The organism is Dactylosporangium sp. NPDC000521 (assembly GCF_042898305.1).
Classification (GTDB): domain Bacteria; phylum Actinomycetota; class Actinomycetes; order Mycobacteriales; family Micromonosporaceae; genus Dactylosporangium.
The window spans coordinates 387,808-413,840 of sequence record NZ_JBIAYW010000002.1; the positions used below are offsets into that span (position 1 = coordinate 387,808).

General features: G+C 70.6%; 25 protein-coding genes. 8 read left to right on the forward strand and 17 right to left on the reverse strand.

Annotation, left to right across the window (positions count from 1 at the left end; translation table 11 throughout):
• The coding region (locus ACFY3L_RS07560; protein ID WP_389319711.1) for a hypothetical protein at positions 1–195 on the forward strand (195 nt) is incomplete at its 5' end.
• A 585-nt stretch (positions 196–780) separates the two neighbouring features.
• Here the strand turns inward: ACFY3L_RS07560 and ACFY3L_RS07565 are convergent.
• The 3 genes from ACFY3L_RS07565 to ACFY3L_RS07575 form a co-directional block, all read right to left on the reverse strand.
• Positions 781–1,482, reverse strand: a complete 702-nt coding sequence (locus tag ACFY3L_RS07565; protein WP_389319714.1) for an SDR family NAD(P)-dependent oxidoreductase — start codon at positions 1,480–1,482, stop codon at positions 781–783.
• A gap of 322 nt (positions 1,483–1,804) precedes the next feature.
• Complete coding sequence (locus ACFY3L_RS07570; protein WP_389319717.1) at positions 1,805–2,305, reverse strand: MarR family winged helix-turn-helix transcriptional regulator; 501 nt, start codon at positions 2,303–2,305, stop codon at positions 1,805–1,807.
• 80 nt (positions 2,306–2,385) lie between these two features.
• Complete coding sequence (locus tag ACFY3L_RS07575) at positions 2,386–2,742, reverse strand: DoxX family protein (protein WP_389319720.1); 357 nt, start codon at positions 2,740–2,742, stop codon at positions 2,386–2,388.
• 133 nt (positions 2,743–2,875) lie between these two features.
• Here ACFY3L_RS07575 and ACFY3L_RS07580 point away from each other — a divergent pair, with 133 nt between their 5' ends.
• The 7 genes from ACFY3L_RS07580 to ACFY3L_RS07610 all read left to right on the forward strand — a co-directional run bounded on the left by ACFY3L_RS07580 (position 2,876) and on the right by ACFY3L_RS07610 (position 9,387).
• Entirely contained in the window at positions 2,876–3,292 is a 417-nt protein-coding gene (locus ACFY3L_RS07580) for a hypothetical protein (protein WP_389319723.1), read from the forward strand.
• A 30-nt stretch (positions 3,293–3,322) separates the two neighbouring features.
• Positions 3,323–4,306 (forward strand): alpha/beta fold hydrolase, encoded by a 984-nt coding sequence (locus tag ACFY3L_RS07585; protein ID WP_389319726.1) that lies wholly within the window; start codon positions 3,323–3,325, stop codon positions 4,304–4,306.
• 45 nt (positions 4,307–4,351) lie between these two features.
• Positions 4,352–4,846 carry a DUF456 domain-containing protein gene (locus ACFY3L_RS07590; RefSeq protein ID WP_389319729.1) on the forward strand — a complete coding sequence of 165 codons (495 nt, stop codon included), beginning with the start codon at positions 4,352–4,354 and terminating at the stop codon, positions 4,844–4,846.
• 58 nt (positions 4,847–4,904) lie between these two features.
• Positions 4,905–5,660 (forward strand): maleylpyruvate isomerase family mycothiol-dependent enzyme, encoded by a 756-nt coding sequence (locus ACFY3L_RS07595; protein ID WP_389319732.1) that lies wholly within the window; start codon positions 4,905–4,907, stop codon positions 5,658–5,660.
• Positions 5,661–5,949: 289 nt separating this feature from the next.
• Positions 5,950–7,734 (forward strand): 3-hydroxyacyl-CoA dehydrogenase family protein, encoded by a 1,785-nt coding sequence (locus ACFY3L_RS07600; protein WP_389319735.1) that lies wholly within the window; start codon positions 5,950–5,952, stop codon positions 7,732–7,734.
• A gap of 344 nt (positions 7,735–8,078) precedes the next feature.
• Positions 8,079–8,261 (forward strand): hypothetical protein, encoded by a 183-nt coding sequence (locus ACFY3L_RS07605; protein ID WP_389319738.1) that lies wholly within the window; start codon positions 8,079–8,081, stop codon positions 8,259–8,261.
• A gap of 793 nt (positions 8,262–9,054) precedes the next feature.
• The gene (locus ACFY3L_RS07610; protein WP_389319741.1) at positions 9,055–9,387 is read left to right on the forward strand and encodes a hypothetical protein; all 333 of its coding nucleotides are present in this window, start codon (positions 9,055–9,057) and stop codon (positions 9,385–9,387) included.
• Here ACFY3L_RS07610 and ACFY3L_RS07615 read toward each other — a convergent pair.
• The 14 genes from ACFY3L_RS07615 to ACFY3L_RS07680 form a co-directional block, all read right to left on the reverse strand.
• Positions 9,378–10,367, reverse strand: a complete 990-nt coding sequence (locus ACFY3L_RS07615; protein WP_389319744.1) for a glycosyltransferase family 2 protein — start codon at positions 10,365–10,367, stop codon at positions 9,378–9,380. The genes ACFY3L_RS07610 and ACFY3L_RS07615 overlap by 10 nt on opposite strands.
• Positions 10,364–11,185 (reverse strand): glycosyltransferase, encoded by an 822-nt coding sequence (locus ACFY3L_RS07620; RefSeq protein WP_389319747.1) that lies wholly within the window; start codon positions 11,183–11,185, stop codon positions 10,364–10,366. Before ACFY3L_RS07620 ends, ACFY3L_RS07615 begins: the two co-directional genes overlap by 4 nt.
• A 60-nt stretch (positions 11,186–11,245) precedes the next feature.
• A complete protein-coding gene (locus tag ACFY3L_RS07625) occupies positions 11,246–12,730 on the reverse strand; it encodes an O-antigen ligase family protein (RefSeq protein WP_389319750.1) in 1,485 nt (494 codons plus the stop codon).
• Positions 12,727–13,707 carry a hypothetical protein gene (locus tag ACFY3L_RS07630; RefSeq protein WP_389319752.1) on the reverse strand — a complete coding sequence of 327 codons (981 nt, stop codon included), beginning with the start codon at positions 13,705–13,707 and terminating at the stop codon, positions 12,727–12,729. Before ACFY3L_RS07630 ends, ACFY3L_RS07625 begins: the two co-directional genes overlap by 4 nt.
• Before the next feature lie 54 nt (positions 13,708–13,761).
• Positions 13,762–15,033, reverse strand: a complete 1,272-nt coding sequence (locus ACFY3L_RS07635; protein WP_389319755.1) for a glycosyltransferase family 4 protein — start codon at positions 15,031–15,033, stop codon at positions 13,762–13,764.
• Positions 15,034–15,058: 25 nt separating this feature from the next.
• On the reverse strand, positions 15,059–15,931 hold the full coding sequence (locus tag ACFY3L_RS07640; protein ID WP_389319757.1) for a sugar transferase: 873 nt from the start codon (positions 15,929–15,931) through the stop codon (positions 15,059–15,061).
• 57 nt (positions 15,932–15,988) lie between these two features.
• Complete coding sequence (locus ACFY3L_RS07645; protein ID WP_389319760.1) at positions 15,989–17,122, reverse strand: DegT/DnrJ/EryC1/StrS family aminotransferase; 1,134 nt, start codon at positions 17,120–17,122, stop codon at positions 15,989–15,991.
• A gap of 44 nt (positions 17,123–17,166) precedes the next feature.
• Positions 17,167–18,174 carry a Gfo/Idh/MocA family protein gene (locus ACFY3L_RS07650; RefSeq protein WP_389319763.1) on the reverse strand — a complete coding sequence of 336 codons (1,008 nt, stop codon included), beginning with the start codon at positions 18,172–18,174 and terminating at the stop codon, positions 17,167–17,169.
• A 418-nt stretch (positions 18,175–18,592) separates the two neighbouring features.
• Complete coding sequence (locus ACFY3L_RS07655) at positions 18,593–19,849, reverse strand: hypothetical protein (protein ID WP_389319766.1); 1,257 nt, start codon at positions 19,847–19,849, stop codon at positions 18,593–18,595.
• Between the two features lie 11 nt (positions 19,850–19,860).
• Positions 19,861–21,171: a glutamate-1-semialdehyde 2,1-aminomutase gene (locus tag ACFY3L_RS07660; RefSeq protein WP_389319768.1), complete on the reverse strand. Its 1,311-nt coding sequence runs from the start codon at positions 21,169–21,171 to the stop codon at positions 19,861–19,863.
• A 9-nt stretch (positions 21,172–21,180) separates the two neighbouring features.
• A complete protein-coding gene (locus ACFY3L_RS07665) occupies positions 21,181–22,767 on the reverse strand; it encodes a lipopolysaccharide biosynthesis protein (protein WP_389319771.1) in 1,587 nt (528 codons plus the stop codon).
• 8 nt (positions 22,768–22,775) lie between these two features.
• Positions 22,776–23,750, reverse strand: a complete 975-nt coding sequence (locus ACFY3L_RS07670) for a glycosyltransferase family 2 protein (RefSeq protein WP_389321117.1) — start codon at positions 23,748–23,750, stop codon at positions 22,776–22,778.
• Between the two features lie 2 nt (positions 23,751–23,752).
• Positions 23,753–24,937 carry a methyltransferase domain-containing protein gene (locus ACFY3L_RS07675; protein ID WP_389319774.1) on the reverse strand — a complete coding sequence of 395 codons (1,185 nt, stop codon included), beginning with the start codon at positions 24,935–24,937 and terminating at the stop codon, positions 23,753–23,755.
• On the reverse strand, positions 24,934–25,962 hold the full coding sequence (locus ACFY3L_RS07680; protein WP_389319776.1) for an NAD-dependent epimerase/dehydratase family protein: 1,029 nt from the start codon (positions 25,960–25,962) through the stop codon (positions 24,934–24,936). Before ACFY3L_RS07680 ends, ACFY3L_RS07675 begins: the two co-directional genes overlap by 4 nt.
• Between the last annotated feature and the right edge of the window lie 71 nt (positions 25,963–26,033).

The window sequence follows — 26,033 nt, forward strand, 5'->3', positions numbered from 1 at the left end:
GCTGTTCGCGTCGGGCGGGGCTGTTCCCGGGTCGTCTGCTGGACAACTTTTCTCTGCCGGTGGTCGGTTGAGATCGAAGTCGTGTGGTGGTCGTTGGGGCGGCTGTGGCTGTCCTTTGATCATGGCTGTTCGCGTCGGGCGGGGCTGTTCCCGGGTCGTCTGCTGGACAACTTTTCTCTGCCGGTGGTCGGTTGAGATCGAAGTCGTGTGGTGGTCGTTCGGGCGGCCGTGGCTGTCCTTCGATCATGGCCGTTCGTGCCGGGCGGGGCCGTTTCCCGGATCGTCTGCCGGACAAAACCGAAATGTCGGGCTGGCGTGCGCGATCGGCTTGCTGCGGCGCTGTGAGCCGGCCTGGCTCGTAGCGCTGCTCCTCCGGCACCACGTAGCGCTGCTCCTCCGGCAAACGCGCGGCGCTGCTCCTCCGGTGAGCACGCGGAGCTGCCGCTGTCAGGGTCGCCGGTCGTGGCGCGATGGGATCGGGCTCCCGCTCCACCCCTCCGACAAATACGAAATGTCAGATAAGTCTGTCGACTGCGCCGGACTTATCTGGGTGAGGGCGGTGCGATCGGCTCGCTGGGGCTGTGCGGTGAGGGGCATCGTCAGCCGGGTGGTCGCTGGCACTCTTGCGCAGGGTGGCCGCGGCACTCTTGCCCGTCACGGCGCGGCGGGATCGAGTTCCCGCTTCACTCTTCCGACAAATACGAAATGTCGGATAAGTCTGGCGCTTGCGCCGGACTTATCCGGGGGAGGGTGGAGTGGTGGACCGTCCGGGGTGCCGGGTTACGGGGCGTGGTCCTTGATGATGCGCTCGGCGACGGTGAGGGGGTCGGCGAGGCGGCCATCGGCGTGGGCGTCGAGCCAGCGCTGCTGACCGGGGAAGTAAGTGCCGGAGGCGGCCGCGCGGCGGATGGCGTCCTGCATGCCGGTGTCCATCTGGCCGGGGTCGACGCTGGCGACGGTGACCCGCTCGTCGTCGGCCACCTGTGACGCGACCGCCTCGAAGAACGTCTCGCCGCCCGCCTTCGTGGTGCAGTACAGCGACCAGCCGTCGATGATCCGGTGCGCGGCGCCCGAGGAGATGAACAGCACCCGCAGCCGGGCCTCGCGGGGTGCCGCGCGCAGGAAACTGTTGGTGAGCACCACGGGCGCGGTCAGGTTGACCGCGATCGCGCGCGTGATCGCCTCGGTGCTGAGCTTGCCGACGGCGCCGATCGGCTCGACGACGGCGGCGTTGTGCAGCAGCACGGCCTCGTCGGCGTCGCGCAGGAACGGTCGCAGCGTGTCGTGATCGGGCAGCCAGTGCGCGTCGGCGACGTCGGTCGAGAAGAGCGTGATGTCGCCGGGCCTGTCGTCGCGACTCTGGTGCTGCTCGGGGGTGAAGTGCCGGCCGACCGCGAGGATCCGGTCACCGCGCGCGTTGCACACGTCGAAGAGGGCGGCGCCCAGGCCGCGGGACACTCCGGTGATCACGACGGCACGCATGCGGTCACTCTATTCCTGTCGCACCACGCGCCAACAGGCTCTGTGGTTCCGATGCGGTGACGGCTTTCCGGCTGTCCCGCACAGGCCCTCGATGTGGCGTCTGCGGCAGGTGTACGACGAAGCCCCCGCCGGCCGGTTCCGGTCGCCGGAGGGTCGATCCAGGCGGCCCCGCGGACCTCGCGGCGTCGGCGCCCGGGTCCGGGAGGCGTCGGGTGCTGAACCACCGCGGACCTCGCGGGGAGGCCGACCTCCACTGCCGGCGGACCCCTACGCGGAGATCGCGGCGTCGGCCTCCGGTACCGGCGAAACGGCGAAACGAGCATCAGGCGCGGGCCTTCGGCACCGGTGGACCCTTGGGCGCGCCGGGGCAGCTGGAGCCGAGGCGGTCGGCGACGGCACCGAGCGCGTCGGCGAGGGCCGCGGTCTGGGCGTCGTCGAGGTGGTCGAAGATGAGCCGCCGGACGTCGGCGATGTGGGCGGGGGAGACCTGCTCGGCGAAGCGCCGGCCGGCCTCGGTGACCTTGGCGATGCTGACCCGCCCGTCGCACGCGTCGCCGGTCACCTCCACGTAGCCGAGGTCGACCAGCTTGCGCATGCGGTGGCTGAGGCGGCTCTGTGACATGTTCATCTGCGCCGCGAGCTCCGACAGGCGCAGCCCTTCCTCCTCGCCGCTGAGGGCCGCGAGGAGCCCGTACTCCACGTGCACCAGGCCATACGGGCGGAACGTGCGCTCCAGCTCAGGGAAGCCCACGAGCACGACGGCCAGCAGCGACATCCAAGCGCGGCGCTCGGTGTCGTCCAGCCATCGTGTCTCGTCGTTCATGCCATCCATGGTGCCTCGTCCGGTGCCGCTTCCGGTGTCCGGCTGCCGTCCGGCGCGGCGGGCGCGACGTCCGATTCGCGTCAGAACCGGCCGATCGCGATCACCAGCGCGATCGCGCCGAGCACCAGGTTGACCGGGACGACGCTGTACTCCTTGGCGCGGACGTGGTCGACGACCGCGAGCAGCATGATGACGAGCAGGCCCACGGCGGCGAGCGGGGTCAGCACGGTCGCGATGCCGGTCGCCCACGGAAGGATCAGGCCGAGGCCGCCGAGCAGCTCCATCACGCCGATGAACCTGATCGTCCCGGCGCTGTGCCGCTGGGTCCAGGTCATGGCGGCCGGCAGCTTCTCCTTCGGCTGGGTCGCCTTCATCAGGCCGGCACCGATGAAGGCGGCGCCGAGCAGGCCCTGCAGGACCCAGAGAACGACGTTCATGGCTGCGACTCCCTAAGTTGTTTAAGCTTCAAGTAGATGGTGCGGCACGTGTACTTGAAGCGTCAAGCTCTTCTGGCCGTGCATCCGGGAAGGGTGAGCCTGGTTCACCTCTGGGCGGCCCACGGTGGGCCGCATGAGTACGACATCGACAACGGACCGCCAATCCGGCTGGGTCACCGGCTTCGCCGTCTTCGGCGGCAGCATGATGGTCGTCATCGGCATCTTCCAGATCGTCGTCGGACTGACGGCGATCTTCGAAGACACCTTCTACGTGCTCACCGACAACTATCTGTTCGGCTTCGACGTGGAGACCTGGGGCTGGATCCACCTGGCGCTCGGCGTGGTGGTCGCCGCGGGCGGCGTCGGGGTGCTCGCCGGCCAGGTCTGGGCGCGGGTGCTCGGCATCATCCTGGCCGCGATCAGCGCGATCGCCAACTTCCTGTTCCTGCCGTACTACCCGCTGTGGTCGATGCTCATCATCGCGGCCGACATCGCAGTCATCTGGGCCCTCACGAAAAACGACCGGAACATGTGGGCCGGCACCATGTGAGGCCGCCCGGCCAGGTGCCACGATGCGGTGATGCACGTCACCACCCGCGGTCCGATCGACGGCCCACCGGTCCTTCTCATCCACGGCAACTGCTCGTCATCCGAATACTGGGAGCCCCTTCTGCGCCACCTGCCGCAGGACTGGCGCATCGTCGCGCCAGACCTGCGCGGGTACGGCGCCAGCCCCGCCCTCCCCGTCGACGCCACCCGGGGGGTGCGCGACTTCGCCGACGATGTCGCCCCGCTGCTCCTGGGGTTCGACCGGCCGGCGGTCATCGTCGGGCACTCGCTCGGCGGCGGCGTCGCGCTGCAACTCCTGCTCGACCACCCTGATGCCGTCGCGGCATTGGTACTGGAGGCGCCCGTCTCGCCGTACGGGTTCGGCGGCACCCGGGACCTGGCCGGCACCCCGACCACGCCCGACTTCGCCGGCACCGGTGGCGGATCGGCCAACCCCGACTTCGTGCGGCTCCTCGCCGCCAAGGACCGCGGCACCGAGGAGCAGGCCTCGCCGCGCAACGTCATGCACGCCTTCTACGTCGCGTCGCCGGACTCGCTCGGCGACGACGAGGAGCCGCTGCTGGACAGCATGCTCACCACGTTCGTCGGCGACGACAACTACCCGGGCACCGGATCGACCAGCGAGAACTGGCCCGGCGTCGGCCCCGGCGAGCGCGGGGTGCTCAACACGCTGTCGCCGCGCTGGCTCAACCTCTCGGGCATCGTCGACCTGCCGGTCAAGCCCCCGATCACGTGGATCCGCGGCGACCAGGACGCGATCGTGTCCGACGCGTCGTTCTTCGATCTCGCGCAGCTCGGCAAGCTCGGCCTCGTCCCCGGCTGGCCCGGCGAGGAGGCCTGCCCGCCTCAGCCGATGATCGGTCAGACCCGGGCGGTGTTCGCCGCGTACGGTCCGTACACCGAGATCGTCTACGAAGGGTGCGGCCACTCCCCGCACGTCGAGCGCGCCGCGGACTTCGCCGCCGCGCTGGCGGGTGTCGTCGGCTCCGTCTAGCACTGGCGGGGCTCGACGCCTCCGCCTAGCCTGATCATCGTGGATATGACCGACAGCTCCGGCCTCGTGGCCTTCATCTCGGGTGCCGCGGTGCTGATCGGGATCATCGGCGTCGTCATTCCCATGCTCCCCGGCCTGGTGCTGTGCTGGGCCGGGGTCATGGTGTGGGCCGTCTTCGGCGGTCACGGCGCCGTCGGCTGGACCGTCGCGGTGGCGGCCACGATCGTGCTCGGGCTCGGCTTCGCCGCCAAGTACCTCGTCCCCGGCCGCAATCTGAAGCGCGCCGGCGTGCCCAACCTGACCCTCTTCCTCGGCGGCCTGCTGGGCATCGTCGGCTTCTTCCTGATCCCGGTCGTCGGCCTCGTCATCGGCTTCGTCCTGGGCGTCTTCATCGTCGAGCGGGTCCGCCAGAAGGACAACGGCCTCGCCTGGCAGTCCACCAAGCACGCCCTCAAGGCCGCCGGCGTGTCGATGCTCATCGAGCTCGCCACCGCCCTGCTCATCGCCGGTATCTGGGTGGGTGGCCTGCTGGCCGCCTGAGCTTCTGTGTGCGTTCCGGCCGGCGTTTTTTGTCGGGGGGTCGGCTTAGCATGGCGGCATGGAAATCGGGGAGCACATCGATGCGTTGGAGCGTGCTGGGCTCGACTTCGTCGACGCCGCCGAGAAGGCGGGCCTCGACGCCTCCGTGCCGACCTGCCCCGACTGGACGGTCCGTGACCTCGTCCAGCACGTGGGCTATGTCCACCGCTGGGCGACGGCCTATGTCCGCGACGCCCGCGCCGCCGTCCTCACCGACGACGAGGAGGAGCACGCCGTCGGCCCCATGCCCGCCGACGCCGACCTCGTCCCGTGGTTCCAGGCCGGCCATCTCGCCCTCGTCGACCAGCTCCGCGCCGCACCCAGCGACCTGACCTGCTGGCACTTCCTCCCGGCCGGCTCGCCACTCGCTTTCTGGGCGCGCCGCCAGGCCCACGAGACGATCATTCACCGCGCCGACCTCCACGCCGCCTCCGGCCAGCCCGACGGCGTCGCCCGCGACCTCGGCGTCGACGGCATCGACGAGCTGCTCATGGCCTTCTATGCCGCCCGCGGCCGCCGCCTGCGCTGCGACACCCCGGCCACCCTCGCCGTCGAAGCCTCCGACGCACCCAACTCCTGGACGGTCCGCATGGGCCCCGCCGGCGCCGACATCACCCGCGGCGCCGCCACCAGCGCCGACTGCACTCTCCGCGGACCCGCCGGCGACCTGTACTTAGCCCTGTGGAACCGGCGGACCACCACCGACCTCCACGTCCAGGGTGACCCCGCCGTCCTGTCACTCTGGAGGTCCCGCGCCACCATCCGCTGGACCTGACCGGCCCGCCCCCGCCTCGTCCTCCGGTCCTCGCCGTCAGGCGTCGGCTTCCGCCCGCTCGGCTGCCGGGGAGTGACCAATTCCGCAAATCGTGCGAGCGGCGGTGCGGGGCGGCTCCGGAGGAGGCGGCCGCGCGTCGGCACAGGTCAGGCGGGCGCCGCGGGCATCGGGGTGCCGCCGCCCGCGGTGGGGTGGAAGCGCGGCGCAGCAAGATATCCCACAGGGCGCGGGGGCCGGGTGGCGTGGGAGACTCGCCAGTAACCTGATCGGTCGTTAGGGAGGTCGTGCGATGGCGCGCGAGTTTGGTTCCGTGGGCGTGGTCGGGCTGGGCACCATGGGCGCCGGCATCGTGGAGGTGTTCGCGCGGAGCGGGCTCTCGGTGACCGCGGTCGAGATCAGTGACGCGGCGCTGCACCGGGGCGAGGCGAGAATGCGCGGGTCGATGGACCGGGCGGTCGCCAAGGGCAAGCTGTCCGCGGAGGGCCGGGACGCGCTGCTGGGGCGGGTGACGTTCGCGGTCGGGCTGGACGCGCTCGGGGACGTCGACCTGGTGATCGAGGCCGTGCCCGAGCACCTTGACCTCAAGCAGCGGATCTTCGCCGAGCTCGACAAGGTGTGCAAGCCCGAGGCCATCCTCGCCACCAACACGTCCAGCCTGTCGGTCACCGAGATCTCGGTGGCGACGGGCCGGCCGAACCAGGTCATCGGGATGCACTTCTTCAACCCCGCGCCGATCATGAAGCTGGTCGAGGTGGTGCGGACGGTGGTCACGTCGCAGGACGTGGTCACGGACATCGAGGCGCTGTGTGAGCGGCTCGGCAAGGTCGACGTGACGATCACGGACCGGGCCGGGTTCATCGCCAACGCGCTGCTGTTCGGGTATCTCAACCAGGCGGTGTCCATGGTCGAGTCGAAGTACGCGACCCGCGAGGACATCGACGCGGCGATGAAGCTCGGGTGCGGGCTGCCGATGGGGCCGCTGGCGCTGATGGACCTGATCGGGCTTGACACCGCATACGAGATCCTCGACACGATGTACCGCCGGGGCGGCCGCGACCGGCGGCACGCGCCGGTGCCGCTGATCAAGCAGATGGTGACGGCGGGGCTGCTCGGGCGGAAGTCGGGGCGGGGGTTCTACACGTACGAGAAGCCCGGGTCGCCGGTCGTCGTCGCCGATGAGCTGACGCCGTCCGACACCGCGGAGCACGGCAGGCCGACGCACATCGCGAAGGTGGGCGTCGTCGGGTCGGGCACGATGGCGACGGGCATCATCGAGGTGTTCGCGAAGGCCGGGTTCGAGGTCGTGTCGGTGACGCGCGGTGCTGAGAAGTCGGCCAAGGTCTGCGAGCGGCTGAAGACGTCGCTCAACAAGGGCGTCGTGCGCGGCAAGCTGACCGAGCAGGACCGCGACGCCGCGATCGGGCGGGTCACGTGGTCGGCGACCCTCGACCACCTGTCCGACGTCGACCTGGTGGTCGAGGCCGTGGTCGAGGAGCTGTCGGTGAAGAAGGCGCTGTTCGCGTCGCTCGACGAGATCTGCAAGCCGGGGGTCGTGCTCGCCACGACGACGTCGAGCCTGCCGGTCATCGAGTGCGCGGTGGCGACCGAGCGGCCCGCCGACGTGGTGGGGCTGCACTTCTTCAACCCCGCGCCGGTCATGGGGCTCGTCGAGGTGGTCCGGACGATCCGCACGTCCGACGCGACGGTGCGGACCGCGGCCGCCGTGTGCCGGGCGCTGGCCAAGCACGCGGTGGTGTGCGCCGACCGGTCCGGCTTCGTGGTCAACGCGCTGCTGTTCCCGTACCTCAACGACGCGGTCAAGATGGTCGAGGCGTCGTACTCGACGGCGGACGACATCGACTACGCGATGAAGCTCGGCTGCGGCTACCCGATGGGCCCGTTCGAGCTGCTCGACGTGGTCGGCCTGGACGTGTCGCTGGCGATCCAGCGGGAGCTGTACCTGGAGCTGCGCGAGCCAGGCTTCGCCCCGGCCCCGCTGCTGGAGCACCTGGTGACCGCCGGCTACCTGGGCCGGAAGGTCGGCCGAGGATTCCGCGACTACTCGAAGCGCTGACCACCCCGGAGCACCACCCCACCACCACCGACACCGCAGCAACCCGGCACCGGACGCGGCGGCCATGACCGACCCGAGCCCGCCACGGCCGACGCCGGGAGGACAGCCATCCGTGGCCGCCCGGACGGCGAGTTTGCCCGCGGAGGGCGCGTCCACTGTGTCCGCGGAGGGCGCGTCCGCTGTGTCCGCGGAGGGCGCGTCCGCCGCAACGCGTCCGCCGCAACGTGTCCGCCGCAACGTGTCCGCCGCAACGTGTCCGCCGCTGGGCGGTCGCCGCAGCGCGTCACCGGCCGTCACCGCCACGGCGCCCGACCCGAGTGTCAGCCGCCGCTCCCATCAGCGCGGTGACTGCGACGCGGGCAGTGCCTGCGGTGCGGGCGGTGATTTGCGGCGCGGCGGTGATCGCGGTGCGGGCGGTGATTTGCGGCGCGGCGGTGATCGCGGTGCGGGCGGTGACTGCGGCGCGGGCGACGATCGCGGCCCGGGCAGTGCCTGCGGTGCGGGCGGTGACTGCGGCGCGGCGGTGATCGCGGCACGGGCGGTGACTGCGGCGCGGGCAGTGACTGCGGCGGGGCGATTCGCGCGCATGGAGATGGTGCCGGCGGGCGGTGATCGCGGTGGTGTCACGAGGCGGTGGGGTGGTGGTGATGGCGGGATGGTGGTCGCGGGCAGGCGGTTGCGGTTGCCGTGTCGCCGGTGAGGTCGCGCTGGTCGGGGCAGGGTGACGTTCGCGGCTGGGGCTGGGGCTGGGGTCGCGTCCGTGGAGGGGGTGTAGGACTCGCCCGCTTGGGCCGTGATGTGGTGCACGGGGACGGCCACCGCTGGATTCTTCGGACGGCGCGGCAGGGCGGTGATCGCGGCGGGGCGATTCGCGCGCAAGGAGGTGGTGCCGGCGGGCGGTGATCGCGGTGGTGTGACGAGGTGGTGGGGTGGTGGTGATGGCGGGATGGTGGTCGTGGGCAGGTGGCTGTGGTTGCCGTGTCGCCGGTGGGGTCGCGCTGGTCGGGGGCAGAGCGATCTTCGCGGCTGGGGCCGGGGTCGGGTCCGCGGAAGTGGTGCTCGGCCAGTTGGGCCGTGATGTGGGAATGGGAAACGGCCATCGCTGGAGCCTTCGAACGGCGAAGTAACGAAGGAGAGATCAAGCGATGGCCGCACCTCTGAGTGTGGGCGGTGCCGCGTTCCTGCGGGACCACTTGGAGTCCGGGTCATCCGATCTGGTGCGTGCGGAAGGCGACGCGGGGTGCGGCGTCGGCATCGTTGAGTTCGCCGTGTGCGGTGGGGCCGTGATCAAGGCCGGGTGGTGGGCGTCGGTACGCTGGAATGGTGAGCCCCCGTCGCAACCATCCCCGTCGCGACGCTGTGCCTGAGCCGATCGATCTTGAGCGGGTCAAGCGCGGCGTTGAGGGGGTGCAGGCGTGGAGCGACGGGGAGTGGCAGGTGCGCAACATTCCGTCGAGTGCGGCGGTGAAGGCGTACCGGTGCCCGGGCTGCGACCAGGAGATCGCGCCTGGGGTGCCGCACCTCGTGGCCTGGCCGGCGGACGGGCGCGGTGACCTCGCCGACCGTCGGCACTGGCACACCGGCTGCTGGCGGGCCCGCGAGCGGCGGACGCCCAACATCCAGCGTTCCCGGAGCGCGCCCCGCTACGGATGAGCCCGCGACGCCGCGGGGTCCGGTGACGGCACCGCGGAGATCGGGGCGGCCAGCGGCTGGGTGGGCACGGCCGCCGGGCCGGTCGGAGCGGGCCAGCCGGACAGCCACGTCGCTCGCTGGCGCCAGACGTCCCGCCAGCCCGCGCCGGCGGCGGCGCGCACCAGTACACCGGCGGAAATGAGCAGTCGGGCAAGCTTGGCGCGACCGGGGGACCAGCGCAGGCGGACGAACGTGGTCTTGCCGCGCAGCACCATGATCCGCTTGTTGACGGTGCTCGAGGCGGCGCCGCCGACGTGCAGGAGCTGGGCCTCCGGGACGAGGACGGGGCGGGCGCCCAGGTCGCGGGCGCGGGCGGAGAGGTCGATGTCCTCGCTGTACATGAAGTAGTCGGGGGTGAAGCCGCCGAGCTGCTCCCACAGCGGCCGGTCGATCAGCAGCAGGCAGCCGGACACGGCCGGCACCTCGCCGCCGATGGCGCGGTCGAGGCCGGGCAGCTCGTCGGGGTTGAAGAGCTGCGAGCGCCGGCGCAGCGACGACAGGCCGGTCGCGAAGCAGACGTAGCCCCACAGGCTCGGCAGCGCGTGCACCGAGTGGCCGTCGTCGGTGTGGTCGGCGCGGAGCGTGCGGCCGGTGTAGATGCGGTACTCGGGGTGGCCGCCCGCGTACTCGACGAGGGTGCGGATCACGTCGCCGACCGGCTCGGTGTCGGGGTTGATGAGCAGGATCCAGCGACCCCTGGCGTGCGCGGCGCCGAGGTTGACGGCGTTGCCGAAGCCGAGGTTCACGGGCTGGGGCAGCACGCGGACCTCGGGAAAGGCGTGGCCGATCGCGGCCGCCGAGTTGTCGGTCGAGGCGTTGTCGACCACGATGATCTCGATCGGCACGGCGGTGCCTGCCTGCAGCCCCGCGAGGTTCTTGAGGGTCAGCTCCCGGGTGTTGTACGAGACGAGGACGACGCTGACGACTGGATCAAGGCTCACTGCTGCGCTCCGACTGCTCCGCGGGTGGACGTGTCGTGGCCCCATCCGACGTCGCGACGGCGGGCGGCGCGCGACGCGGCGACGGTCAGCGCAACGTAGCCCACCGCTGCCGGCAGAAGCCAGGGCCTGGGGAGCACGACGTCGCGCAACCACGAGGAACGCGCCGCCGGACGGGCGGCACCCGCAGCGCGCAGGGCGGCATTACCCGCTCGTACCCTGGCCAAACGCTTGACGAGGTCCGAAGTGCGGCGGGGCGTCTCGACGACGGCGACGACCGCGGGCGTCTCGGCCTTCTCGCCGGGCCCGAAGAGGCCGTCGAGGAAGAGGTCGTCGGCGACGACCTCGGGGAACGTGTCGAACCGGGCACGCCCCTCGGCCGACAGCGCGATGACGCCGCGGCCGTAGAGGGCGTCGCGATAGGCGGGCAGGCGGCCGTTGATCGCGCTGTGCGCCTTGACCAGCAGCGGCCGGCGGCGGGTGTCGAGGGTCCGGTGCGCGGTCGCGGCGAGCAGGCCCGGCGTGCCGGACAGGAACGCCGCCAGGGTGCGCACATCCGCAGCGGTCAGCGGGATGTCCGCGTCGAGGTAGATGCGGGGGAAGCCCACCGCGACGGCGTCGCCGGCGTTCAGCGCGCCCGACTTGCCGGGCTCGGGGCGGTCGATGACCCGGACGCCGGGGCGGCTCGCGGCGACCGCGGCCGTGTCGTCGCTGCAGCCGTTGGCCACGACGGTGACGTCGATGTCGGGGGCGAGGATGCCGTCGAGGCAGCGGCCGATGACCGCCGCCTCGTTGTGCGCGGCGATGACGACAGAGATCACCGGAGGCTCCAGACGGGGCAGGGCGGGACGACAGGGATCACCGGACGCTCCACATGGGGGTCAGCGCTGCAAGGCGCCGACGGCGGCGCTGCGGGTGGTGCGGGCCGGGTGCGTGAAGCGCCACATCGCGCCGGCGGCACCGAGCTGCAGGGCGAGCACGACCACGAAGGTGCTGAACGAGAACGAGTCGAACGTCAGGCCGGTGAGCGCCGCGATGAGCGGCACCGCCGAGATCGCCGCGCACAGGTGGCGGTCGACCTCGTTCTCCGCCCGGCGGAACGCGATGATCGCGAGGAACACGCCGGCGAAGTGCAGCACGACCATCCCGGCGATGCCGAGGTAGCCGTTGTTCATGAGCGTCATCAGCCACTGGTTGTCCAGGTAGCGGTAGAGCTCGGGGATGAACGTGCCGGTGCCCCGGCCCAGCCAGGGGCGCTCGGAGGCGTACTGGAAGACGATGGCGTAGTCGTCGGTGCGGCCCTTGATGCTGGGGTCGTCCTCGGCGTTGCTGAACAGGGAGCGCAGCGTGCCGAGCAGGCCGGGCCGGACCACGGAGAGCAGGCCGAGCAGGCCCATGCTGATGACCACCACGTTGAAGCGGAAGCGCCAGTTCCACGCGGGCCACATGCACAGCAGCGCGATGCCGACGGCGAGGATGCCGGTGCGCGACAGCGCCAGCGGGATGGACCCCGCGATCAGCAGCGTCGCGACGAGGAAGATCCGGCGCTCGAGCTTGGTCTTCGCATAGCGGGCGTAGTGGATGCCGAGCGGCACCGCGAACGCCATGACCACGCTGAACTCGATGAAGTGCCCGGTGGTGCCGGCGACCCGGATGAGGCCGCCGCCGCCGCGGTCGGCGAGGCCGACCAGCTCGCCCTGCAGCGTGAGGCCGGGGATGACGATGTTCTGGGTCAGGTCCTTCTTGGTGACGAACTGCAGGATGCCGAGCACCGCGTTGATGGCGGTGCAGTACACCAGGACGCGCTGCACGTCGTCGAGGCGGTCACGGGTCGGCACGCCGTCGGCGGTCATGAACACGATGCCCATGAACGCGAGCGCGCCGAGCAGGGCCCGGTCGGCGGAGTTGGCCTCCAGCACGGGCATGCCGCGGAACTGGCCGGCGGCGTAGGACAGCAGGAGGGTCAGCGCGTAGACCATGAAGGCCCACCGCATCGGCTGCGGACCGGTCATCGCCAGGCGCGGGTGCAGCTTCGACAGCAGCCACCAGACCGCGAGCAGGAGGCCGATCAGCAGGCCGGGCCGGCCGACCGAGGTGAGGTCCGGGACGACGAGGCGCGACGGGAGCAGCTGGATCAGCACCACGACCAGCACGAGCAGCGACGCGGCGTCGATGTGGCTGCGCCGGCGGCGGGACGCGTAGGTCTTCTCGTCGACGAGGACCGGCAGCAGGTCGGGTGAGGGCCGGTAGGCCTGGGCCCGCTTCCGCTTCGGTTTCCGCTTGAAGATCCGCAGGTCGTCAGGCGCCACCGCATCGGGTGGCGCCTGACGCGTGCGGCTCTCGCCGGCGACGGTGCTGGAGGTCAACGGCCGCGCGCCTCAGCGTCCTTGTCGCGCCCCTCCCGGCCGGCCCAGGGCGTGTTGCCCATGGGCAGGATGATCGTCGCGTCGTCGGTCTCGACTCCGCGGCGGTCGTCGTCGGAGGCGGCTTCGGCCTGCCGGTACGCCACGGTGAGGCCCGGACCGGCGGCGTTGCCGCTGTTGCCGTTGCCGCCGTGGTTGTTGCCGGACGCGACGGTGCTCTTGATCCTGCCGAGGTTGATCACGGCGGTCTCGTCCTGCTTCGCGACCGCATCCGCGCCGTTGGCCCGGCCGGACGGCTGGTGCCGGTCGCTGTCGGAGATGACGTCGCCGTCGGGTTCGTGGTCCTCACCCTGCTGGCGGCGGCGCTGGTTGCGGGCGCGCCGGCGCAGGATGTTGTCGCCGACGATGGTCACCGCTGCGGTGAGCAGCAGACCGACGCCGATGATGACGACCGCGGCGCGCTTGACCTTCGAGGAGACGACCTCGATGGTGTCGCCGCCGTCGAGGACCTGGGTGCTGATCGCGCGGCCCGCCTTGGGCTTGTACCGCGCCTGCATCTCCTCGACCTCGCGGGTGATCTGCTTCTCCAGCCGCTGGACCGTCGCCTGCGCCGCCTCGGGCGTCGTGGCGGTCGCGGTCACGGTGAGGATGCTGGAGCGGTCCTCGGCGGCCACCTCGAAGGTGGTCGAGAAGCCCTCGCCCTCGATCTCCTTGTGGGTCTGGGTGGTGTTCAGCGAGATCGACAAGGCCTTCGCCATGATGTCCTCACCGACCTCCACCCACGTGTTGGTCGACTGGAGCTCGGCCGGCGTGAGCGGCGTGCGGTCGGCCGGCGGGATCAGCATGATCTGACCGGTCGAGGTGTAGTCGGGCTTGATGGTGAGCAATGCCCAGCTGGTGGCGGCAAGGGTCAAGATGATCATCGGCGCCATCAGGTACCAGCGACGACCCATCAGCTTGGCGAGATCCCAGAGGTCCACGTCATCCCCTCACACAAGCGCGGTCGCCGGGCGGGCGGTATGCAATTGCGCTCATCACTGTCGTTGTTCTGCCTGACTGACGTCTGCTGGTGCGGCTTGCCGAACGATCGCCGAACCCGCTTTGTACCTCTCCCGGCGGGTGGACAGCAACTCATCCCATAGCCGGACATAAGCGGCCGCCTGGTGTTCCCAGGCCAAGGTATTGCGGAACCGTGCGAGCGCGACATTGCGCATCGACGCGCGAGCGACCGGGTCGTCGAGCAGGCGGTGCAGGGCGACGGCGAACTCCTCGGGAGTGCCGTTCGGGACGTAGACACCGGCGTCGCCGGCGCTGCGCCGGGTCTCCCGCATGTCCACACCGACGACGGGTAGCCCCCGGGCGAGGTATTCGACGGTCTTGGCCATTGTCGACACCTCGGCGTGCGCGCTGCGAGGGTCTGGCTGTAATCCGACGGAAGCGGTGCGCAGCAGCCGGTCGATCTCCTCGACGCCGAGCCAGCCGGTGAACTCCACGACGTCCTCGAGCTTGCGCTCGACCGTCAGCGTCTTGAGGCTCTCCAGGCACTCGCCGTCGCCGGCGACGACGAGGCGCCAGCCGAGCCGGCCGCGCAGTTCGACCAGTCGCTCGGCGGCGAGGATCGCGTTGTCGACGCCGTCCTGCGCGCCGAGCACGCCGAGGTAGACGATCGTGTGGTCGTCGACGTCGAGCGGCGCCGCGGCGATCGGCTTGACCTCGGCGGCCGACGGGCCGTTGCGGACCACGACGACCCGCGACGGGTCGCAGCCGCCGCGGCTGATCGCGAGCTCCCGGTAGGACTCGTTGGTGGACACGACCGCCGAGGCGGCGCGCTGCGACCACTTCTCGAAGCGCAGCAGGATGCGGTCCAGCAGCGAGCCGGGCCGGCCGCCGCGGGCCTGGTACACCTCGGGGGACAGATCGTGGTGGTCGAACACCCACGGGCGGCCCAGCATCCGCATGAGCAGCGCGAGGGGGAAGAACACGTCCGGCGGGTTGCACACCTGCGCGGCGACGGCCCGGTCGCGGATCACGGCGGCCATCAGATGCCAGCCGATGCACATGAAGGACCAGGCGAACTCGATGGCGAAGGACACCGCGCCACCGGACGACTCGTACATCTTGTACGAGCGGACCTTGGCGTCGACGGTACCGGGGACGTGGCTGATCCTGGAGACGCCACGGGGGCAGATCACCGTCACCCGGTATCCGGCCGCCTCGAGGGCCTTGACCTCGCGGATGACCCGCCGGTCGCGCTCGACCGGCAAGTTCGCCACCGCGATCACGACGTGAAGTCGCGGATCCTTCACCGAGCCACCCCTACGCTCCGGACGCTCAACGTGCCACCGATCGGTTGAAGACGACTCCGACGGTCCGCCAGAGGATGGTGATGTCGTACCAGACCGACTTCTTCTCGACGTAGACGACGTCGAGCTCGAGGGCGGCCTTGAAGTCCAGGGTGCTGCGGCCGGACACCTGCCACAGGCCGGTCATGCCGGGCCGGGCCGCGAAGCGCCGCTCCGCCTCCGGCGGGAACAGGTCCGCCTCCCACGCCAGGACGGGGCGCGGGCCGACGAGCGACATCTCGCCGCGCACGACGTTCCACAGCTGGGGCAGCTCGTCGATGCTGGTGCGCCGCAGGAAGCCGCCGATGGGCGTGATCCGCGGGTCGTTGACCAGCTTGTAGACGCCCTGCTCGCCACCGTCGACGTCGTCGTCGGAGGTGAGCATCTTCTTGACGAACTCGCGGTGCTGCGCGTCGCTGTTCCTGTTGGTCATCGTGCGAAACTTGATGATCTTGAACGTGCTGCGGTGCAGGCCGAGCCGCTCCTGCCGGAACAGCATCGGACCTTCGCTGGTCCACTTCACCGCGAGCGCGACGACGAGCAGCAGCGGTGACAGGGCGGCCAGGATGGCGAGGGCGACGAGGCCTTCGACGAGCTGCCGCAGGGAGCGCTTCGGGATGAGCGAGCGCCCCTCCCGGTGCCCCTGGATCAGGCCCCAGCCGCTGCCGACCTTGCGCAGCACCCGCTGCGGCATCGGGATCTCGACCGTCGCGTCATCGGAGACGATCGGATCGGCGACGGGCTGTGGCAGGGACGAGATGACGACGGTGGCATCGTCGGACGAGTCGTCCACGGAAGACGAGTCGTCCACTGGGGACGGCGTGGTGTTCAGTGCGGCGTCGACGGCCTGTGGCGCGGTCAACGGCGACACCTCCTCACTGTGCGTTGGTGCGACAACGAACGAGCGAGCTGACGGAGATCAGAGCGCGGTGATCGCCTTGGCGAGGTGGTCCGCGACATAGGCGACCTCTTCGTCCCGCAGGTGCGGGAAGAAGGGAAGTGAGACGATCTCGGTGGCGGCCTGCTCGGCCGCCGGGAGGCTGACGGTCTGGTCGGTAGCGTAGGCGTGCTGACGGTGACACGGAACCGGGTAGTGGACCCCGGTGCCGATCCCGGCCTCGTCGAGCAGGCGGCGCACCTGCTCCCGGCCCGGGACCCGGGCGACGAGCAGGTGCCACGCGCTGTCCACGCCGGGCAGCGGTGCCACCATCGGGATTCCGTGCGCGGCGAGCGCCTCCGCGTAGACCGACGCGACGCGCCGGCGCTGTGCGGTGGCCGCGTCCAGGTCGGCTAGCTTGCGGCGCAGGACTGTCGCCTGCAGCGCGTCGAGCCGGCTGTTGCGCCCGATGTAGCGGTGTTCGTAGTGATCGGTGCCCTCGGACCGGCCGTGGTTGGCCAGCGACCGGATCCTTGAGGCGAGCTGCGCGTCGTCGGTGACGACCGCGCCGCCGTCTCCCCAGGCACCGAGGTTCTTGCCTGGGTAAAAGCTAAACGTTCCGGCGACACCGTAGGACCCTGCTCGCACCTTCTCACCCGAGCCGTCATGCCCGGCCGGAGCGTTCGCGCCGTGGGCCTGCGCGGAGTCCTCGAGCACTGCCAGGCCGTGCTTCGCCGCGAACGGCAGCACGTCCGCCGGCGGCACCATGTGCCCGTACAGGTGCACCGGGATCACCGCGGCGGTCCGCTCGGTCTTGCCGGCCTCCAGGGTCTCGGGCGTGACGAGCAGGCTCACCGGGTCGACGTCGACGAAGACGGGGGTGGCGCCGGTCGCCGCGACGGCCGAGGCGGTCGCGATGAACGTGTTGGCCGGCACCAGGACCTCGTCGCCGCCGCCGATGCCGAGCGCCCGCAGGGTCAGCTCGATCGCGTCGGTGCCGTTGGCGACGCCCACGGCGTGCGTGGTGCGGCAGTACGCCGCGAAGTCCTGCTCGAAGGCCTCGACGGCCGGCCCGCCGATGAAGCGGGAGTTGCCGGCCAGCGCCCGCACCTCCGCGACGACGTCCTCGACGATCGACGCGTGCGGCGTGGCGAGGTCATTGAACGGGATGCGCACGGACGTGGGGTCCTTTCTCGGCGAGAGGAAGCGGTGGTGGAGGGTCAGACGGTGGCGGGTTGGGAGATGTCGACGGTGCGGCCGGTGGCCATCGACTCGGCGGCGGCCTCCAGGACCTCCACCACGGCGAGCCCGCGCCGGCCGTCGACGGCAGGGGTGCGCCCGGTGATCGCCGACTGCACGAAGTCCCGGTCGACCTCGCCGAGCGGCTCGGTCATCGGGATGTGCGGCGAGGTGATGCCGCCGTAGCGGTACGACATCGGCACGGTGCCGTCCAGTGGGGCGCCCTGGACGCCCTTGTCGTAGATGCGCAGCCGGCCCTCGTCGAGCATGTCGTCGTAGACCGCCATGCGCTGGCTGCCGACGACCGTCACGCGTCGCACCTTCGACGGGTCGAGCCAGCTGACGTGGATGTTGGCGGTCGCGCCGATCGCGCCGTACTCCAGGCGCAGGTAGGCGACGTCCTCGAAGGGCGTGCCGGCGTGGCTGGCGCCCCACGCGCTGACCGCGGTCGGCGTGCTGTCCAGCACCATGTTGATGATCGAGATGTCGTGCGGCGCGAGGTCCCAGACGACGTTGACGTCGGGCTGGTAGAGACCGAGGTTCAGCCGCGCGGTGTCGATGTAGTAGATCTTGCCGAGCTCCTCGGCGGCGACCATGTCGCGCAGGTGCTTGACTACCGCGTTGTGCTCGAACGTGTGCCCGGTGGCGAGGGTGAGGCCGGCCTCGTCGGCCATCGCGACCAGCTCGCGGGCCTCCGCGGTCGAGGCGGTCATCGGCTTCTCGACCATGACGTGCTTGCCGGCGGCGAGCAGCCGCTTCGCCAGTGGCGCGTGCGAACGCGGCGGCGTGGCGATGATCGCGGCGTCGATGAGATCGATCACCTCGTCCAGGCTGGTGACGCAGAGCGCGCTGGGGTACATCCGTCGCAGCGGCTCGATCCGCTCCGTCTGTGCGTCGATCGCGACAACCAGTGACACCTCGGGGAGTGAGGACAGCACGCGTACGTGCTTCGCTCCCCAGTAACCACAGCCGATGACGCCAACCTTCATGACCGACCCTGCTCCCGAAGAAAATACGTCGCGGCGCCCCCCACGGGCAGTCGCCTAGCGACACTGGCGGATAACGCGTCAGCGGGGCAAGTGGGCACTGGCAAACTCGCCGTGTCGCATTCTTTACACGCCGCTTCTAACGAAACATGAAATGTCGCTTGACACGTTAAGGCTAACAATAAGCATAAATTGCATATTTAGTACGAATGTTGCTAATCGGACAACGGTGATCTCCTCCTGCGCAGCTCAGCGTACATGTGGGCCGCAGAAGGTGAATCTCGTTCCGGGGTGCAGAGGCCTCCGTCGTTCCGCCAGGCAACCCTGTCCGAACGGTCGGGGAAATTCGTGCTTTACCTCTGGAGTGGATCATAGTTCGCCTGATAATTGGTTGTCCGACGATGACCGCAATGCCAGAGGGTTATTTTTTGTCGACATAGTCACACGGCAGTGCAACATGCCACCCAGGTGCCGCGAGCGGAGTCACCTCAATACTCACCGTGGCCGCCGGATCGGCGGCGCAGGCCGCCTCCGCGCCCCGCAGGCCCGTGTGCCAGGCCGGCCCGTCGGCCCGGGCGTTGTCCACCCGGAAGTTGACCGCGCAGACCACCAGCACCAGCGCCGCGAGGATCCGGACCCCGGTCACGTCGTTGAGCGCGGCGACGAGCGTGACGAGCAGCAGCAGGGCCGGCGCCACGTTGTACCGCGGGGTGGCGACGCCGCTGAGCGCGACCGGCGCGATGTAGACCAGTGCGCTGTGCACGGCCGCCGCGATCACCAGCGTCCATCGTGGACGGACGACCTGGCGCAGCCCCAGGACCAGCACCGCGCCGAGGATCAGCCACGCGAGCGCGGCGAAGATCAGGCTGCGGGTGCCGACCGTCTGACCGACCCACCGCTCGCCGAACAGCGCCGTCGGCACCGCGCGGAGCGCGAAGCCGGTCACCGCCCGCACCGGGTCCGGCGCCAGGCCCTCCCGCTCGCTCGCCCCGGTGAGCAGGCCGAGCACCTGCACGGCGAAGGGCACCACGAACGCCACGGCCTTCGCCACCGCGTACCGGTCCCGGTGGAACCACACCACGAACGCGACGAGCGGCAGGTAGACGCCGGTCAGGATGTCGCTGCCGACGACCAGCACGATGCCCGCGCACGCCAGCACCTTCCCCGCGACCGAGGCGGGCCGGCACAGCAGGAACCAGAACAGCACGTAGAGGCCGGTCCAGTGCAGGTTCGCCGGGGAGTTCAGCACGTCGCCCTGCGCCATCGGCAGCACCACGACCGGTACCGACACCACCAGCCGCGCCACGGTCGAGGACAGGTACTCCCCGCTCAGGGCGTACGCGGCGATCCCGAAGACCGTCGTGACCAGCGCCGCGCCGATCGCGAGCGCCGCCGCGGCCTGGGACGGCGGCAGCAGTGCCGCGACGCCGGCGACGAGCCGGGCGACGAGGTGGTAGTAGCCGGCGTAGGACGTGGTGAACGCCCCGGCACCGTCGCGTGCCGCCTGGGTCAGGAAGATCTCGCCGTCCTCGGCCCAGATCGTGTCCAGCGCCCCGGGCCCCGGCTGCCGCAGGATCGAGGCGACCGTCCCGGCCACGAGGGCGCCGACGACCATGGCGGCCTTGACCGGTGTACGGACGCCGCGCCGGACCTGCTCCCGCTCGAGCACTGCGACCACGGTGGCTCCCCTTAGACGTAAGGGCGGAAGACGGGCTTCACGGCGCGGCCGACCAGGTACGCGTCGACGCCGTCGCTCAAGGCCTTGGCGTAGACCGCGAGCGCGCCGTCGACCGCCTCGATCGTGCGGTCGATGTCCGCGTCGGTATGGGAGTAGCTGACCACGAACGACGGGGCGATCACGCCGCGGCGGATCACCTCCTGCAGGAACAGCGTCCGGAACGCCTGTGACCGCTCGCCGGCGCTGTCCTTGGTCACGTAGATGAGGTTGCTGTCGCGGCCGGCCACGCCCACGAAGTCCTGGACGCCGTGCGCCGCCGCGGCCGCCGTCACGCCCTCCGCCAGCCGCCCGCCCTGGCGGTGCAGGTGTTCGATGACCGGTTCGCGCTCGTACACGTCGAGGACGGCCATCGTCGCGGCGAGGGTGTGCGTGTCGGCGCCGTAGGTCGTGGACAGCAGGAACACCCGCTCCCGGTCGGTGCGCAGCCCGCCGAGCTCCATGATGTCGGGCCGGCCGACGAGCGCGGCCACCGCGAAGCCGTTGCCGAGCGCCTTGCCGTAGCTGGTCAGATCGGCCCGCACGCCGTGCACGTGGGAAGCGCCGCGCACGTGCCAGCGGAACCCGGTGATGATCTCGTCGAAGATCAGCACGATGCCGTGCCGGTCGCACAGCGCCCGCAGGCCCTCGAGGAAGCCCGGCGCGGGCGGCTCGGTCGTCTCGACCTCCTGCACGAGGCAGGCGATCTTCCCGGGGTGTTCGGCGATCAGCGCCTCGATGCTCGCCAGGTCGTTGTAGCGGTACCGGACGGTCAGGTCGCGGACCGCGCCGGGGATGCCGCCCGGCATGCCGGTCGTGCCGATGAACCAGTCGTCGGTGGAGAAGAACGGGTGGTCCGCGCAGATCGCGACGAGGTCCCGGCCGGTGAACGCGCGGGCGAGCTTCACCGCGGCGCTCGTCACGTCGGAGCCGTTCTTCGCGAACTTCACCATTCGGTCGGGCACGCCGAGCGCTTCGCGCAGCCGCTCCGCGGCGGTCAGCTCGATCGTCGCCGGGCGGCTGAAGTTGAGCCCCTCCGCCATCTGCCGGGCCGCGGCGTCGACCACCGGCGCGTAGCCGTGGCCGAGCGTGACCGAGCGCAGGCCCATGCCGTACTCGACGAACTCGTTGCCGTCGGCGTCCCACACGTGACAGCCGCTGCCCCGGACGATGAAGCCCGGCGCCTCCTCGGGGAACTGGTCGTCCCCCTTCGCGTACGTGTGCGCGCCACCAGGGATCACCGCGTGGGCCAGGGGCCGCAGGCGGTTGGACTCGTCGAACAGCAAAACCCGCTCCTACTTCTTTCCGAGCTTTCGCATGACCATGCCCCGGGTACGCGTGTCCAGGGCGAGCAACAGACCGCCGGAGATGCCCGATGCGAGCGCGCCGTAAACCACCAGTTTCAGCACCCACGGCCCGCCGACCAGACCGAACCGGTCGATGAGGAACGGGACGAGGAAGCCCGCCGTGCCCGCGACGAACGCCGGCACCGTCGGGCCGAGGATCTGCCAGGTGTTGACCTTCAGCACCCGCACGAAGGTGATGTACATCATCAGAATCGTGATCGACAGCTCGACCGCCGACATGCCCAGCGCGATCGCGGCGACCTGCGCCCGGTCGTCCTCGGAGCCGTTGAGCCACTGCCCGATGAGGTAGAAGGTGGCGACACCGACCGAGAGCTGGAACCAGGACAGCGCCGTGTTGATGCCCGGGCGGCCGACGGCCTGCAGCGCGGGGCCGAGCAGCACGCCGTACACGTTGACGACGCCGACGATGCACAGCAGCTGCATGCCGGTGCCGGCCGGCGACCACGCGGGGCCGAGCAGGGCGACCAGCGGCTTCGCGACGGCGGCGAGGATGCCCAGCGCGGGCAGCCCGGCGACGGCGGAGACGTGCAGCATCTTGGCGAGCCGGTCACCGAGCTCGACCGGCTTGCGCTGCAGCCGCGCCAGCTCCGGCAGCGACACCTGCTGCAGCGACCGGCTGGTCACCTCGGTCAGCATGTCGGGCAGGCGCTGCGCGATGCGGTACAGACCGACCGCCACCGGGCCGAAGAACTTGGCCAGGACCAGCAGGTCGATGCGGATGGCAAGGAAGACGCCGATGCCGCCGAGCGCGGACTGGGCGGAGAACCCCCACAGGTCCTTGATCGCCTGCCGGGGCAGCCGCCAGCGGGGGCGCCAGTCGGTGACGGTCCACAGCACGACGGCGCCGACACCGCCCACCACCAGCTGCTGCCCGACCAGCGCCCAGGCCTGGTAGCCGGCGAGTGCCATGGCGATGCCGACCACGCCGCCGATGATGTTCGCGATCAGCGTCCGGATGGCCAGCGGCCGGAACGTCATCTTCCGCCGCATGATCGCCTCGGGGACCACGGTCAGCCCCTGCAGCAGGATCATCGGGGTCAGCGCCACGCAGATCAGGGTGACCTCGGGCTGGTTGTTGAACGCCGCCCACAGCGGTGCCGCGCCGGCGGCCACCGCGGTCAGCACCAGGCTGCCGATGATGACGAGCCAGAACCCGGCGTCCAGGTGGTCGCCTTCGAGCTTCTCGCGCTGGATGATCGTGGTGAGCAGGGTCTGCTGGAGCAGCATCTGCGTGATCATCACGAACAGCAGCGCGGTGCCCACGACGCCGAACGCGTGCGGTCCCAGCATGCCCGCGAGCACGAACGTGACGACGGTCGTGGTGCCCAGGCGGCCGGCGGTCAGCGCGTACGACCAGAAGATCGCCGACTTGAGCCGCTTGCGCGGCGCCTCCTCCTCGGGTGCGTCCAGCGTCGTCGTTGTCGCCGGCGGTGTCAGAGCGCTGATCTCGGCGGTACGGTCAAGATCGACGGTGCGGTCGAGCGGGTCGACGCTGCTGTCGACGCTCTGACTCATGCGGACTCCTAGGCCTGCGACTGCTGGTCAGACGGCTTGTGCTGCGGCTGCTCCCAGACCGGCGGCGCGATCGGCGTGCGAGTGATCGAGCGCCGGATCCGGCCCAGCTTGGCCCGGCCGCGGCGGGTGCCCCAAGACGTCAGGAACGCCCCGGTGGCGACCGCCCGCTCCGTCACCGGCAGCTCGTTGCTCATGAGCGCCTTCGTGATCTCCCAGGTCATCCTGGTGTGGTGGCTCTGGTCCGAGGCGGGCTTGCGCTTGCGGTTCTTGCCCTTCGCCGCGCCCGGCTCCAGCCACTCGAGCACCTCGTCGGTGTCGCGCTGCGCGCCGAACGTGTTGGTCGCGTGCATCCGGCGGTAGAACAGCCGCTGCGGCACCTGGATGAACTCGCCCCGCAGCGCCAGCTCGTGCAGCATCCGCACGTCGCTGGACAGGAACGGCCCGAGCAGCCGCGTCTTGCGCAGCACGTCGGTGCGGACCACGCCGAAGACCTCGTTGCAGAGGTTCCACTTCCGCGCGTACCAGCTGACCCGGCCCCGCGAGCGCAGGGTCTGGGTGTCCATGGCGTCGTCCCACGGGCCGATCTCGTTGCCGTCGCTGTCGATCAGCATCGTCTGCGGGAAGGCCAGGATCGCCTCGGGGTGCGCGTCGAGCGCCTCCACGCACCGGCTGATCAGCGTCGGCGCGGCGAGGTCGTCGTGCGCGGCGAGCCGGAACAGCTCGCCGCGGGCCAGCTGCACGACCCGCCGGAAGTTGCCGGCCTCGCCGAGGTTCTCCGGGTTGCGGTACACCCGGACCCGCTCGTCCCTGGCGGCGTAGTGCTGCAGGATCTCCCAGGTGCTGTCGGTGGACAGGTTGTCGCACACGACGATCTCGAAGTCCGGGTAGTCCTGCGCCAGCATCGACTCGATGGCCAGCGGCAGGTACTTCTCGACGTTGTAGGTCGTCATGCCGATGGTCACGCGAGGCTTGGTCTCAGGCATGATCACGCCACCAGGATCTCTGCCGTCACGCCGAGGTCGGCGAGGGACTTGGCGATCTCGTCCTTGTATGCCGGGTTGGTGATCACGACGGCCTTCGGCTGCAGCGCCGTGAGGGTCGACGGCGGGTCGACGCGGTGCCCGGTGACCGGCAGGAAGCGGCCCCACTTGCGCGGGTTGAGGTCCACGACGCCGTGCAGGCCCAGCTCGCGGTCGGCGAGGGTCAGGAACTGCACGCCGCGGGAGCCCGCGCCCCACAGCACCGGCCGTGCGCCGTCGGCGTTGAGCTTCGCGATCGTGCTCCGCCAGCGCTCCCGCTCGGCGTGGTGCCGCTCGGCGAAGCCGGCAATCGCCGCGAGCTGCTTGTCGCGGGCCCGCATCGACGGCAGCTCGCCGGTGTGCGCGACGTGACCGCCGGCGCGGGGGCGGTTGGCCGACACCTCGATGTAGCGGAACATGCCCGAGAACAGCGTGCCCGTCGACTCGACCGTCCAGCCGGCCCGGCCGAAGATGCTCGCCAGGGAGTAGGCGTCGAAGTACGACACGTGCGGGTAGATGACCTCCCAGCCGGCGGTGGCGAGGTCGTACACCGCGTCGGGGACCTCGACGTAGCCGAAGACCTCGCGCCCCTTCGCCTGCTCCCGCAGGTCGACCAGGAACTCGAACGGGTCGTCGAGGTGCTCGAACCAGTGCCGCGAGGTGAAGAAGTCGTACTCGGGCAGGCCGGACCCGCGCGGGGCGAGCCCGCTGTGGAACGTGGTCAGGCCGTTCGTGCCGACCTCGCCCGCGTACATCGCGTCGTAGCCGACGCCACTGGCGCCGCTGACGTGGGTGAGCTCCTTGAGGAACTCTCCCTGGCCGCAGCCGATGTCGAGCACGAGCTTGCCGCTGAGGTCGTACCGCTCGCTGAGGCTCTGCACCAGGTCCGCGGAGAACCGCTGGAACGCGGGGGAGAAGTGCAGGTTGGTGTCCATCGTCGTGTCGTAGACGAGCTTGTCCTGCTCGAACGCGACGTTGCGCACGTAGGCGCACCGCGGGCAGTGCGCCAGCTCCATCCGGCCGACCGGGGACGCGACCGCGTCGCCGTGCGCCTCCCAGTGCACCCCGCAGAGGACGGGGATGTCACCGAGGTCGGCGAACGGGACAAGCCGCTCCTCGCCGCAGGCGTCACACAGGCGGCCCGTGGTCATGCCGTCCACCGCAGGTCGTTGTCGAGCTTGCCGGCCTCCATCAGCGACCTGATCCGCTTGATGCGCTGGTGGGTCTCGCTGCCGAACTGCTCGATCGTCAGGCCGTGCCGCTGGTACTGCTCGATCAGCTGCTCGACGCCCAGCTTGACCGTCCACCTCGGCTGGAACTCGGGGACCTCGGCGGCGATCAGGTCGCAGGTGACCCGGTAGTTGCGCAGGTCGGTGCCGGCGCCCTCAGCGAACGTCACCTCGCTGCCCGGCACCACCTCGGCGACGAGGTTGGCCACATCCCGGATGAGGTAGTTCTCGGTGCTCTTGCCGATGTTGTACGCCTTGGCGTGCACGCGCTCGCGGTCGACCTCCAGCAGCGCCAGGAACGCGGCGGAGATGTCCTCGATGTGGACCAGCGGCCGCCACGCCTTGCCGTCCGACAGCAGCCGGACCTGCCCGGTGAGCAGCGCGTGCGCGGCGAGGTCGTTGACGACCAGGTCGCCGCGGAGGCGGGGGGAGAAGCCGTAGGCCGTGGAGTTGCGCAGGAACACCGGCGAGAAGTCGTCGTCGGCGAGCTCCAGCAGGCCCTGCTCCGAGAGGATCTTCGACTCGCCGTAGGGCGTCACGGGCTGGAAGCCGGCCGTCTCGTCCAGCGGGGTGTCGTCGGCGCCCTTGCCGTACAGCGAGCAGGACGATGAGAAGAGGAACCGCTGGACCCCGGCGGCCTTGGCGGCCTTCGCCAGGCGGATCGTCGAGCGGTGGTTGACGTCGTACGTCAGGTCGGGGTTGAGGTTGCCCAGCGGGTCGTTGCACAGCGCCGCCAGGTGCATGACCGCGTCGAACCCGGTGACGTGCGACGGCTCGACGTCGCGGAGGTCGACGCGCAGCGTCTTGACCTCCTCCGGCGCCGGCCCGAGGACGCAGTCCGCGAACAGCCCGGTGTCGAGACCGACGACCTCGTGCCCGGCCTGCCGGAGTATCGGCACCAGCACACTGCCGATGTATCCGTCGTGACCGGTGACGAGTACGCGCATGGCAAAGCTCCCGAACGCTCGGCGGGTGGAAGGCGAGTCTAAGAGGGACCGAAAGTGCCCTCGGTGGTGTG